Consider the following 12,258-nt stretch of genomic DNA (forward strand, 5'->3'; position numbering starts at 1 on the left):
GTATGAACTGCGCTTTCTCAGGCTGTCGATCTTCGATCGACCTACGTCGCAAGCGACGGGGAATGCGACCCAAAGAGATTGAAGTTCCCGGCCATGCGTCAGCTGCGGGATCAGCAAGATCGGCACTGAGCATCTTTTCAGGCACGCGTACGGCTATAGCGTCGATGCAAGATTGCGACGGCTACTGGATCGTCGTCGTGATCGGCGCGATCACGCATGCCTCGATGGTTTCTTCTTCCTGCGACGGCATCCCTAAGCCTGGCAATACGTCGTCGCACAGCCCACGGAAGCGCTTCTAGACAGACAGCGCGCTCACCTCTCGTCGCTCTCTGCGACTTCCCTGAGCGCCCCGATGAGCGTCTCGCGATCCGCCTTTGATTCGTGGCAGAGCTCCAGTTCGCGGGCGAGCGAGGCGAGCCTCGCGAACACCACTGCGTACAGGCCACCGAGGTGGAGCGCGTTGCTGGCCATGTTTTCGAGCAGGGCAATACGGAGCGGGCGTCTGGAAAATCGCGGAGAGTCCTGGGTCGCGTTCTGGTTCCTTATGTTCTGGTTCCGATAAGGTAGGGGCTATCGGAGCAGTTATGATTTACATATTCAGGAACGCATATCGTCTTGATTATTAAGAGACCTCTTGTGAATGTGTAAAATCAGGCGCCCACACTCCGTACTCCGCCGTCCCGGCTCGCATCTCTGACGAAACGAGCCTGAGGGCGATGTCCCATGCCTGGGCAGCGGCGTGCCTTTCGTCTCCCGCCATCGCGGAATGAATTGCGCCATCGAGGATCATGACCAGTTGCCTCGCGACCAGTCTGGCAGCCGGATGACGTGGCACGATTCCTGTCACGATATCCTGAAGAAAGTTCTGCAGGTGCTCTTTCTGCGCAGCCGCCGCACGCATGATCTCGACCGAATGAGAATGGAATTCGTGGAGCGCGCCAGCGAACATCCCCTCCGTAAAATCCCGGGCCATGAGCCGGCGTTCATGCCACATAAAGACCTCATGCAGCCGCTCTATCGGTGAAGTCTTTCGTGCGACCGCCTCGGCCATCAGCGTCAGCGACTGCTGCGCCCGTTGTGTCAGCACTTGCGCGACCAGTTCATCCTTCGAGGCGAAGTGCCGGTACATGGTCATCTTCGCCACGCCAGACTCGCTAATGATAAGGTCGATCCCCACCGCGTGATAGCCGTCTCTCGCAAACAAACGCGTCGCGGTGTCAACGATATCCTGCCTCTTCGTGCTCATGGAAGCCGCCTGCCTGCAAAATGGGGTAGTGGTCGGCAAGCAGGCCCTCCCCATCGCATCGGGAAAGGCACTGGCTTAGCGGATTTCCTGTCGGATTGAAAAGAACATCTATCCAAGGGGAGGTACCGGTGTGCACAGTCCAATCAGGCGGAGCAGCCGTTAGCGTCGGTAGACCACGGGGAAAAGGCGTCCCACACCGGACCATCTTCGGCGTCCGGAGGCGTGGTGAACTTCAGCGAAGCCAGGTTTGCGCGCGCTTCGCGTTCGACCTGTTCGCATGCTTCGCGCAGGCCGGCAGCAATCGCAGTCCGGTCCGCCTCGGACACGCCGGACCGGGCAGTCGCACGCGCCATCGCGCTGATGCGTGCAAGCATCGCCACCTGGCGGTAAGCGGAGGTGAGCGCGCCACGCCTGACACCCTCCAGAAGTGCGTTGTACTTCGTGAGCCGGATCGTGTGTGCGCCCAGCTCTTCAACGGTAACCGGACGGCATGATTCGTCAGTCATAAGGCGTCCTATCTGGTTTCATCAAAAAAACGAAATTGTTTTCGCAACGCTTCAGTGCTGTGTATCGGTTGTCGGCGCGATACGGCAGGCGTGATACAGCGCCCCGCAGTCGGTATCGTGCCCGGGCGCCCCGACCAGATGCCGCAACAGGCGGTTGCGGATGCCACGAAACGCGCCGACGTTGACGCGCTCGTTCAGTTCCAGGTGCACCGTCGTTTCTTCCATACGGGCAAATAGTGCATCGCGCTCGGTCGCGGTTATACAGTCGCTGTCAAGCGATTCAACCAGGGCAACCAGCGACACAATATGCTCGTAGTGCATCCGGTGGGCCACCTGCACACCATCCATGAACTTGTCGAGCAGGTGGAGCAGGCTGTCGGTGCTGGTCGACTCGTCAACGTACTGCGGAATGGATCTGTTCACTCGATACTCCTCAGGTTGGATGTGCGCGGAAAATGGCACTGTGACAGGTACTCGATGTGGCGGCATGGCCGCCTGCCTGCGAAATCGATCACAACTCGCCACGCAACAGTAAAGCCGCTAACTTCAAGGGGGAGCGCGGGCGCTCTCGCCAATTCCATCTCGACCCGTCAAGGTGTGGACTAACGCTGCGTGTCATACAACCGATCCGGAATGAGCAGAGCGGTCACGCCGCTTAAAAAGAAAACTGCGCCTACCACAAGGAAGCCGAGGCCGATGGAGAACTGTGTGGCCAGGTAGCCGATGACAATGGGTGCTGCGCCCGAGCAGAAGCGACCCAGGTTGTAGGAGCCTCCCACAGCTGTGCCGCGGACAGATGTGGCGAAGCTCTCAGCCATGAAGGTGCCCATCGTACCCAATGGCACGCCATACAAAAATCCGAACAAGAGCATGAGATGGGCAATGTTTTCGCGTGTTTGCCAGAAAATGATCACCGGCAGAAAGAGCGCGGCGCCCATGCAGCCGACAACATACACCCCACGCCGGCTCCAGCGATCACCCAGCCAGCCAGCGAAAATCTTTCCGACGAAGGCGACCACGTAAGTGCCAATCATGTATCCGGTCAGCGGGCTGAATTTGATATGCAGTTCTTTTTCGAGGTACGTCGGCAGCCAGTTGTTCAAGCCATAAAACCCGGAAAGAACGAAAATCGAGGCCAGGGTCCACAGAATGAACAGGGTTCGTGCCTGTCGATCACTGAAAATCAGATAGTAGCGGTTGTCGAGAAATCGACGTTCGCTCTTGCGGGCGACGGCGCGGCTCGTCAGCCAGCTTGCCGGTTCGGGCACGGCGAATTTGATCGCCAGCGCCAACAGTACAGGCAGCGCCGACACGTAGTACAGCGTACGCCAGCCGTAGTGGGGCAAAATCCAGCTGCTCAGTGCAAGGACGACGATGTAGCCAGCCGAGATGCCGGTTTGCAAGACCCCAAGAATCAGGGAGCGCCGTTCGGTGGGCACATATTCGGCAACGAGCGTGGTCACCAGCACCATGCAGCCGATGCCCAAAGAACTGATGAAGCGAACGATCGCGAATTCCAGAAAACTGTGGGTGAGCCCAAGCAGCCCCGCGCCGAGCGAAAACAACGCCAGCGCCCAGGCCACGATCCGCACCCGGCCCAGACGATCGCTCGCCCAGCCGCCCAGGATTCCGCCAATGGCCATCCCAAACAGAGTCAAACTGCCTAATGCCCCGGCTTCGACATTGCTCAGCCCGAATTCTTCCTTGATTCGCGTGAGCGTCAAACCGTACATCATGACATCTGCGCCGTCGGCCAGTAGCGCGAGATAGCCGAGAATAAAGACAAGCAGCCAGCGGCTTTGGTGTCCGGAGGTTGGAGTCAAGTGTTGACGTTTTTCTAGGACGGTAGTGGTCATGTCAGGGATGAGCGAAGCCACCGGGGAACATCATATTCCGCTTGATGAGAGCGGGGGCAAGGAAGGAACCGATCAGCAAGCCCATTTCTTCATGCCAGCTCGTGTACCAGTTCTCCCTGTGAGTCATGTTCATCGTGCCAACACACACTCCGTCGTATGCGATCGGGATGTTCAGTATCGATCCGAGCCCCATGCCGGTAATCACTGCGTGATCGTCAAACGCTTCCCGGATGCCTTGCGGCGTTTCTGCACGAAATGGCTTGAGGTCCTGCAGTACCTGTCTGGCCCACGCGGTGCCAAGCTTTTTCTTCCGCCCACCAATCGGATAGACGTCCGGCATGTTGGTATAGACGCGCTCAACCTCCTGGTGTTGCGCATCGTAGGACATGATCGTGAACAGGCTGAAACCTATTGCGCTCGCCGCTACCGCATGCACCGCACGGAAAATTTCATCCGGTTGATCCTTCAACCGGATCGCCCAGGCTAGGCGCGTGAGGTCCTGCATGTCCAGCGCCCTCGGCGCGACCAGGGCAGCCGGAAGATCGTCTATCTGCATGGTTTCCTGTAGATATCTGGGGTGCTTCGCTACAGCCATCAGCCGCGTACTTCCGTGGGCTGCTGTAGGCCGTGTACGTCGTGCGGCTTGCCGAGTTCTTCGGCCTCGATGTCCTCGAGCGAGCGGTTGCGTGTTTCGATGCCGAAGAACAGAACAAGGCAGGCGCCGACCGCCAGCACCACCGTCGTCATGCCGAACACGCCGGTGAACCCGAACATCGGATAGACGACGCCGACAAGGATCGGCGCACTCACCGAGCCAATACGGCCAAACGATGAGGACGAACCGGTGCCGGTCGTACGGACGGAAGTTGGAAAGATTTCTGGCGTGTACGCATAGACCCCTGCAAATGCGCCATTCATGAAGAACGACAGGCACATGCCCGCGGCCATGATCTGCATCTCGGCATGAGAGAACGCGAGCGCGATGGCCGAAAGACCGCCGAGCAGCATGTACGACGACACGACGCCCTTTCTGCCGATACGCTCGTTAAGCCACGCGGCCGAAAAATAGCCGGGAATCTGCGACGCATAGATGGCGATCGAATAGCCGAAGCTTTGCGTGATCGTCAGCCCCTGCTTGACGAGCAGGCTCGGTATCCAGGCGAAGAACGAGTAGTACGCGAACGCCACCGAAAACCACATGGCCCAGCTCACGGCCGTCGTGCCTGCGAGCGGGCGTGACCAGAGTGTGAGCACGTTGGCCACCGCGCCGCCGCGCTTGTGCGCGGGCATTGGCACTTCCCTGACGGGCGACACTGCCGGAAGACTGATGCCCTTCCTGACGAACCACGCTTCAATTGCGCTGACGATGCTGTCGGCTTCGCCCGTCCGGCGCTGGCTTTCGAGCCAGCGCGGCGACTCCGGCAAGGTCCTTCTCCACCACAGCAGCATGACCACTGGCAACGACGTGATCACCGCCACATAGCGCCACCCCTCGGGGAAGTTGCGCACAACCGTAAAGCCCAGAATCGACGAACTCAGATAACCGAACGACATGAAGCCGACCAGCGCGCCGCAGAACATGCCGCGATATCGGCGCGGCACGAACTCCGCGAGAAATGGCGCGATCACGACGGTTTCCGCACCGGAGCCGAACCCCGCCACGATACGCAGCGCAAAGAACGTGTGCCAGTCGTTGACCATACCGCTGGCGAAGGACGCCACACAGTAGATCAGTAGCGCGGTCATCATGATACGGCGGCGGCCGATCAGATCGGCGAGCACCCCCGACAGAAACGCGCCGAAGAAGTAGCCGATATAGGTACTACTCGCGACGAGGCCAGTCTGCACGCTGCTCAGGTGCCACAGCTTGCCGACAACTGGAAGCAGAAACGCGAGCGACGACGAATCGAGTCCGTCGAACATATATCCGAGCCCGCCGATCAGCAGAAGTTTTCTGTGGAATCCGGATACCGGTAGTCGCTCAAGGCGCGCGGCAATCGCTGACATGACGAAGTTCTCCTGGTGCTACGTGTAGGGGATTGTTATGGGCGGACGTTTAGCGTCCGACTGCGTATGCCTGCATCTGGCGCGGCGTCGCGGCGCTGCGCATCAGGCCGTTTCTGACACCCACTGCGCACACCCGTCCGAGCGCCCATGGTTCTGCGACAGTCAGATCGTGACCACGTGCGCGCAACCCGGCGAGCGTGCTTTCGGGAAAACGCGACTCGGCAGTCATCTTTCCGAGCTGCATGGCTCGCGGATAGAACGAGCCGGGAAAATGCGCGGTCTGGAACGACGGCGAATCGATTGCAGCCTGGAGGTTCATGCCGCCGTGGACATGCCTCAGAAACATCTGGATTGACCACTGGTCCTGCTGGTCGCCGCCCGGCGAACCGAATGCGGCATACGGCTTGCCGTCGCGCGTCACGAGCGTCGGCGACAGGGTGGTGCGTGGGCGGCGCCCCGGCCCGAGCGAGGACGGCAGACCATCTTCCATCCAGAACATCTGCGCGCGCGTGGTGACGTTAAAGCCGAGGCCAGGCACCGCCGGTGAAGCCTGGAGCCACCCGCCCGATGGCGTTGCCGACACCATGTTGCCCCAGCGATCAACGATGTCAAGATGAACCGTATCCCCGCGCAGCTCGGGCAAGGGTGCGAACGTCGGCTCGCCCTGCCCGAAGCCGCCAGGCTGTTGCCGGCCAGCGTTTGCGACAATGCGTGCGGCGCGCTGCTCACTGTCGCCCAGCTGGCCCGGCCGGAAATCAAACGATGCGCGCATGGAGTCGACGAGTCTACGCCGCTCGCCGTTATAGGCGTCGCTTAACAGAACGTTTAATGGAACAGGCGTGAAGTCAGAATCGCCGTAAAACACTTCGCGGTCAGCGAAAGCGAGCTTCGAGCATTCGATGACCGTATGCACAAAGTCAGGTCCCGACGGATCCATGCTCGCGAGGTCGAAGCCCTTGAGCAACGCGAGCTGTTGCAGAAATACCGGGCCCTGTCCCCAAGGTCCGGTCTTATGAACGCGAAAGCCTTCGTATTCGTACGAGACGGCTTCCTCGTAAGTCGGCGTCCAGCGCGCCATGTCGTCGCCAGTCAGCAGGCCGTAATTGCGCTTGCCCGATGTGTCGAGCACGGCGGTGGTTCTGAAGTACCGGTCGATCGCCTCGGCGACGAAGCCGCGATAGAACGCATGCCGTGCGGCTTCACACTGTTCCGCGCGATCGCTTCTAGCTGAGGCTTCTTCCAGAATCCGCCTGTAGGTCGCGGCAATCGCCGGGTTCGCGAACAGGCGGTTCGGTGCAGGCGCGTCGCCGTCGCGCAGCCACTGCGCGGCGGACGTGGGCCACTCGCTCAGGAAGAAATCCTTGATCGCCAGAATGGACGATGTCATGCGCGGAATGACCGGATAACCGTTTTCCGCATAGCCGATCGCGTAGCCCAGGATGTCTTTCAGCGGCAACTTGCCGTAGTCGCGCAGCATCGCCATCCATCCTCCGAATGCACCAGGCACGACAGCCGGCAACAGGCCTGTGCCCGGCACGACGTCCAGACCGAGACCGCGCATGCGCGCAATCGTCATGCTGGCGGGCGTGACTCCCTGACCACACAGCACGCGTACGCGGTCCTCGCGCGCGCTATAGAAGATGACGGGCAGTTCGCCGCCCGGTCCGTTCAGGTGCGGCTCGACAATCTGCAGCACGAACCCCGCAGCGGCGGCAGCGTCGAATGCGTTGCCTCCTTTTTCGAGAACGGCCATCGCCGACGCACTGGCCAGCCAGTGTGTCGACGCCACCATGCCGAACGTACCGATAAGTTCCGGGCGGGTTGTAAATGTCATCCTGGATTTCCTCTATGGCTCTGCTGGCGAAATATGAACCAATACGAATTGGTTTTTTCGTCTTTCCAATTAGTTTCATGAGATAAAGTCACAGCTTCACCTGACGCAAATTATTTTTGTCGCTATGAAACCGTCCGTCAAGGAAATAATGAGGAATACCGTATATTCGATACGTACAGCTACAATAGAACCAATAAACATTGGTTTATAAAGTCATGGAAAACACATCGACACTGGATAGCCTGCTCGCCTACATCGCCACCAAACAGTTGAGGGAAGGTGATGCGTTACCGGCAGAACGAAAACTTGCTGAGGACCTTGACATCACCCGGCGCGAACTACGCGCGGCTCTCTCGACACTGGAAGCGACGGGCCGCATCTGGCGCGGTGTCGGTCGCGGTACCTATCTGGGCACACGACCGCTGCGCTTTACTTCGACGCTACGCGGGTTGAGCGTGGGCACGAGCCCGGCGGACGTTGCCGAAATGCGCCTGATGGTGGAACCAACGCTCGTATCGCTAGCCGCGATGAAGGCGAGCCCGGAAGATCTGGCTGAGCTCGAAAAGTGCGCACGCAAGAATGCCGCCGCAAAGGACGACGAGGAGTGGCAGCAATGGGACCATCGCTTTCATCTGCTGATCGCGCAGGCGACGCGGAACCCGGCGATCATCGCACTGATGGAAGCCATCAACGGCGTACGGGTGCGACCTGCATTACGGAAGGAAACGGTCGATGAGGACACACGGCGCCGCTTCGCGCAGCAGCATCAGGCGATCGTCAGCGCAATGCTTTCGCGCGACAGCGAAGCAGCCGCGCAACGCATGCGTGAGCATCTGCTGAATGTGCAAATGCGAGTTTATGGCAAATGACGCATCGAGTATTGAAAATGGGTGTCAATGACTCCGCGTGCGCAGTATCATCGCGTGTACAAGGATCACGATGCCGGACCCGACAGACCTTTGGCGCCGGCTGGCCACCTTCGCGGGTTGATACGCAGACAACGGAGCAGGCATGGTGATTGGCCGCGCGGTTCGCACGACGACTGACCATATCTCTGACTTCCTCAAACTGGAATCGGCAGGCGGCTTGCTGCTCGCCGCCGCAGCAATACTCGCATTGATCTGCAGCAACTCCCCGCTTCGTCAGGCGTACAACGATCTGCTGACGATCCCCGTGGAGGTCCGCTTTGGATCGTTCACCATCGCAAAGCCGCTCCTGCTGTGGATCAACGACGGGTTGATGGCCATCTTCTTCCTCCTGATCGGACTGGAGGTCAAACGCGAAATTGTCGAAGGCGAGCTGTCGACGCCCGCGCAGGTCGTGTTACCCGTCGTGGCTGGGGCCGGCGGAATGGCGGCGCCAGCCCTCATCTATTTCCTTACCTGCCGTGAAAGTGGAGCGGTCCTGAATGGCTGGGCGATCCCTACGGCCACTGACATAGCGTTTGCGCTCGGGATCCTGTCGCTGCTCGGCAAGCGTGTGCCGGTGTCGTTGAAAATATTCCTGACCGCAGTGGCGATTGCCGACGATCTGGGCGCCATCATCATCATTGCGCTGTTCTATACGGCCGAGCTTTCTGTCCAGATGCTGCTTGCTGCGGTCGTGGCAATCGCGGCGCTGATTGCATTGAACATGATGAAAGTCACGCGCATCGCACCCTACGTCATTGTCGGCGTGGTCTTGTGGGTATTCGTCCTGAAGTCGGGCATTCACGCAACGCTCGCAGGGGTTGCAACCGCTTTCGCCGTGCCGTTGAAAACGAAGGACGCCCAGGGGCACGCTCCCCTGCATCAACTCGAACACAGCCTGCACCCCTGGGTAGCCTTCGCCATTCTGCCAATCTTTGCATTCGCCAACGCCGGCGTCTCGTTCGCCGGCGTCACGCTTTCGGCGCTCGCGGCACCGCTGACCCTGGGTATCGCGGCCGGTCTTTTCGTCGGCAAGCTCGCCGGCGTCTTCGGAGCAAGCGCCATACTGGTCTGGCTCGGCCTGGCGAAGCTTCCTCCGGGCGCAAGCTGGCTGCAGCTGGTTGGCGTCGCCGCACTCTGCGGCGTCGGCTTCACCATGAGTCTGTTCATCGGCTCCCTCGCTTTCGAAGGCGCCGAATATTTCACGCCGTTGCGGTTGGGCGTGATCGTCGGCTCGACGTTATCGGGCGTGACCGGCTACCTGTTGCTCAGGTTCGGGGCGAGTGGTTCCAGCACAACTACATCGAACGGAACTGAATAACCGATGGCAACAGGGAGAAGGACATGCTGAGCCTCGACACACTGGAAACGCTGATGGCCGCTGCTCTCGTTCTGCTGCTCGGGCGGCTGATCCTGGCCCGGATCCCCCTGCTACGAACCTACAGCATCCCCGAACCGGTTGCTGGCGGACTACTGGTCGCGCTGCTGGTTTTTGCGTTACGCCGCATGCTGCAGATCGACGTACGTTTCGACACCACGCTGCAGGCGCCGCTGATGCTCACGTTCTTCGCCACTATCGGTCTTAACGCCGATCTGGCCGGGTTGAAAGCCGGCGGGCGTACGCTGGTTGTCTTTTTCGGTGCCGTGGTCGGCCTGCTCGTGATGCAGGATGCGCTCGGCCTTGGTCTCGCCTGGGCATTGGGCCAGGATCGCCTGCTCGGCCTGCTCGGGGCATCGGTGACCCTCTCGGGTGGCCATGGCACCGGTGCGGCGTGGGCCAGGGTGTTCGCCGAGCGTCATGGACTCGCCTCGGCGACGGAGATAGCGATTGCCTGTGCCACGTTCGGCCTGATACTCGGGGGATTAATCGGCGGCCCGGTCGCGCGTTTTCTGATCACGCACCATGCCCTTGCGCCCAGCCCGGCATCCGATGTCGCAGGCACGACCGCGTTCGAGCAGCCCAAGGCGGTGCGCCCGATCACGGCGGAAGCCGTCATCGAAACCGTCGCGCTGATTGCCGTTTGTCTCGCGGTCGGCTCGGCGCTCGCATCGTGGCTGAACGGCACCGCCTTCGAGCTACCCACCTTCGTGTGCGTCCTGTTCGTCGGCGTCGTGCTGCGCAACGGGCTTGCCGTGCCCAGCTGGTATCAGGTGTTCGAGCTCGCCGTGTCGTTACTCGGCAATGTCAGCCTCGGACTCTTTCTTGCGATCGCGCTGATGAGCCTGCGTCTGGGGGACCTCGCCTCGCTTGCGCTGCCGCTTCTCGCGATCCTCATCGTGCAGGCGATCGCCATGGCCGCCTACGCCATCTTCATCACGTTCCGGGTCATGGGGCGCAACTATGACGCCGCGGTGATCGCCGCCGGGCACTGTGGTTTCGGCCTCGGGGCCACGCCCACTGCGATCGCCAACATGCAGGCCATTACCGAGCGCTTCGGCCCCTCCCGTCTGGCCTTTCTGGTGGTGCCGATGGTGGGCGCGTTTTTCATCGACATCGCCAATGCGATCGTCATCAAGCTGTTCCTGCTGCTGCCCGTTTACCGGTAAAGAGGAGGCCAGTCAGCCGTCGGAATCTGGTCCATTGCAATCGACAGGAAGGACAAAGCACCGGTTCGTGACCACGAAGCCGGCAACGGCAACGGGGCTGCCAGCGTCGTGAAGCCGTTCAGTGCACGCACGACACGTAGTACCGGTGCGCATCATGGTCAATGCTCACCCGACCGTCGCCAAGATTGACCACCTTGTGAAGGCCCCTGCCGGCCAAGGTGTGTGACCAGTATGCGGTGCCGCCGCCCCAGCCATAGAGACCACCTGGATAACGTGAATCGTTTTTGGGCGCGACGATCGCGTACTGGTTGTCAGAAGCGGCACTGCTGCCAGCGTTCGCATAGGCGAGCAGCGCCTTCAGCTCCCCGACCGTCGGTAGCCGCATGTCCCGCTTCGCGCAGTGATACAGCGCGTCATGGTAGTCGTACCGGACCACCCGGGCACCATTGAAAGGATCGGGGGCGCTCTGCTTCGGGGGGAAGCGCTTTTTTTCCCACGGATAGGGGACAGTTACGGGATGGGTAAAGCAGGTCTGATTGTGAGAGAACAGGGTCGTGCCACCCCCAGTCATCGGATACGTTCCAGCAGGCATGCAGATTTCTTCAGCGGCTGCCATCGTGGCGGAACAAAGACCCGCACCCAGCACTGATACTGCAGTCAGCAATGCGCGAAGCAGCACACATCTCCGATTCCACGTTCCGCTGGCAAAGGTCATGGCAGCCCCGTAATTGTGTTGATGACCGGTCAGGCGCCCATGACCGGGTTGCGTCGCCAAGCCTGGCCGGGCCGGAGGCCTCAGCTGCTGCCCGGATGATTCTGAGGCCTGCGCATCAAAATAAACCCGGAAGACGAGGAAGTAAACGTCCTTCTTGTTGTCCGCTCATGACCGTTCATCTGAATGGATCGCGCAAGCTCGCAGCGCCGCAGGCGGCTCACCTGTTCTGGTTCATCCCGGTCGCGTTGAAGGGATAGTCCGTAGCCGTCAGGCCCGCCGCGCGTCACCGCCTGAGGAATTCATCATGCACCAGCTGCAGCCCGCGAAGCTGTGTGCGCAAACGGCCATCGGCGTAAATCTGTTCGAGCGTAATGCGGCGCTGCCAGACCTGAAGCGGTAGCCAGCCGCCCAGCGTCGGGTAGCATTCAAATAACTGCGACAACGCACCGGTAGCGCCGCAGCTGCGCTGGCTTTTGCGTGGCGCGAACCGGCCCTGAAGTGCGAATCCGGCTGAGCGTGCCGGACTTATCCACAGTTGAGGTGGACATCTCTGGGGATAACTGGAAGGAGCCGGAACATAACTGTCTGACGCGCCACGGATTTTGTCGTGCTGCATCATGGCGAGGCAGGCCGCAGCCG

At 60.5% G+C, this 12,258-nt stretch carries 13 protein-coding genes and 1 pseudogene; 4 read left to right on the forward strand and 10 right to left on the reverse strand.

The annotated features are described in order from the left end of the window. Positions 1 to 299: hypothetical protein (locus P3T23_RS46150; RefSeq protein ID WP_429322693.1), on the forward strand; the 299-nt coding region annotated here is incomplete at its 5' end. 13 nt (positions 300 to 312) lie between these two features. Here P3T23_RS46150 and P3T23_RS46155 read toward each other — a convergent pair. From P3T23_RS46155 to P3T23_RS46190, 8 genes are all read right to left on the reverse strand, one after another. Beyond that, on the reverse strand, positions 313 to 471 hold the full coding sequence (locus P3T23_RS46155; protein ID WP_429322694.1) for a hypothetical protein: 159 nt from the start codon (positions 469 to 471) through the stop codon (positions 313 to 315). 151 nt (positions 472 to 622) lie between these two features. Further along, entirely contained in the window at positions 623 to 1,285 is a 663-nt protein-coding gene (locus P3T23_RS46160; RefSeq protein WP_429322695.1) for a TetR/AcrR family transcriptional regulator, read from the reverse strand. A gap of 104 nt (positions 1,286 to 1,389) precedes the next feature. Further along, positions 1,390 to 1,752 (reverse strand): hypothetical protein, encoded by a 363-nt coding sequence (locus P3T23_RS46165; protein WP_429322696.1) that lies wholly within the window; start codon positions 1,750 to 1,752, stop codon positions 1,390 to 1,392. A 51-nt stretch (positions 1,753 to 1,803) separates the two neighbouring features. Further along, the gene (locus tag P3T23_RS46170; protein ID WP_429322697.1) at positions 1,804 to 2,175 is read right to left on the reverse strand and encodes a hypothetical protein; all 372 of its coding nucleotides are present in this window, start codon (positions 2,173 to 2,175) and stop codon (positions 1,804 to 1,806) included. A gap of 179 nt (positions 2,176 to 2,354) precedes the next feature. After that, positions 2,355 to 3,608 carry an MFS transporter gene (locus P3T23_RS46175; RefSeq protein WP_429322698.1) on the reverse strand — a complete coding sequence of 418 codons (1,254 nt, stop codon included), beginning with the start codon at positions 3,606 to 3,608 and terminating at the stop codon, positions 2,355 to 2,357. Between the two features lies 1 nt (position 3,609). Then, positions 3,610 to 4,164, reverse strand: a complete 555-nt coding sequence (locus tag P3T23_RS46180) for a GAF domain-containing protein (RefSeq protein WP_429322699.1) — start codon at positions 4,162 to 4,164, stop codon at positions 3,610 to 3,612. A gap of 38 nt (positions 4,165 to 4,202) precedes the next feature. After that, positions 4,203 to 5,615: an MFS transporter gene (locus P3T23_RS46185; protein ID WP_429322700.1), complete on the reverse strand. Its 1,413-nt coding sequence runs from the start codon at positions 5,613 to 5,615 to the stop codon at positions 4,203 to 4,205. Between the two features lie 49 nt (positions 5,616 to 5,664). Further along, positions 5,665 to 7,449 carry a gamma-glutamyltransferase family protein gene (locus tag P3T23_RS46190; RefSeq protein ID WP_429322701.1) on the reverse strand — a complete coding sequence of 595 codons (1,785 nt, stop codon included), beginning with the start codon at positions 7,447 to 7,449 and terminating at the stop codon, positions 5,665 to 5,667. 215 nt (positions 7,450 to 7,664) lie between these two features. On the opposite strand from P3T23_RS46190, the gene P3T23_RS46195 reads away from it, so the two are divergent. The 3 genes from P3T23_RS46195 to gltS all read left to right on the forward strand — a co-directional run bounded on the left by P3T23_RS46195 (position 7,665) and on the right by gltS (position 10,904). Further along, a complete protein-coding gene (locus P3T23_RS46195; protein WP_429322702.1) occupies positions 7,665 to 8,318 on the forward strand; it encodes a FadR/GntR family transcriptional regulator in 654 nt (217 codons plus the stop codon). 142 nt (positions 8,319 to 8,460) lie between these two features. Beyond that, positions 8,461 to 9,678 carry a Na+/H+ antiporter NhaA gene (gene nhaA, locus P3T23_RS46200; RefSeq protein ID WP_429322703.1) on the forward strand — a complete coding sequence of 406 codons (1,218 nt, stop codon included), beginning with the start codon at positions 8,461 to 8,463 and terminating at the stop codon, positions 9,676 to 9,678. A gap of 23 nt (positions 9,679 to 9,701) precedes the next feature. Beyond that, on the forward strand, positions 9,702 to 10,904 hold the full coding sequence (gltS, locus tag P3T23_RS46205; protein WP_429322704.1) for a sodium/glutamate symporter: 1,203 nt from the start codon (positions 9,702 to 9,704) through the stop codon (positions 10,902 to 10,904). A gap of 118 nt (positions 10,905 to 11,022) precedes the next feature. Here the strand turns inward: gltS and P3T23_RS46210 are convergent, their stop codons facing one another. Together P3T23_RS46210 and P3T23_RS46215 are read right to left on the reverse strand one after the other, a co-directional pair. After that, on the reverse strand, positions 11,023 to 11,583 hold the full coding sequence (locus P3T23_RS46210) for a hypothetical protein (protein ID WP_429322705.1): 561 nt from the start codon (positions 11,581 to 11,583) through the stop codon (positions 11,023 to 11,025). Positions 11,584 to 11,902: 319 nt separating this feature from the next. Beyond that, positions 11,903 to 12,258: pseudogene (locus P3T23_RS46215) on the reverse strand (hypothetical protein); the annotation flags it as partial.

This window comes from Paraburkholderia sp. GAS448, from assembly GCF_050435685.1.
Lineage (GTDB): Bacteria > Pseudomonadota > Gammaproteobacteria > Burkholderiales > Burkholderiaceae > Paraburkholderia.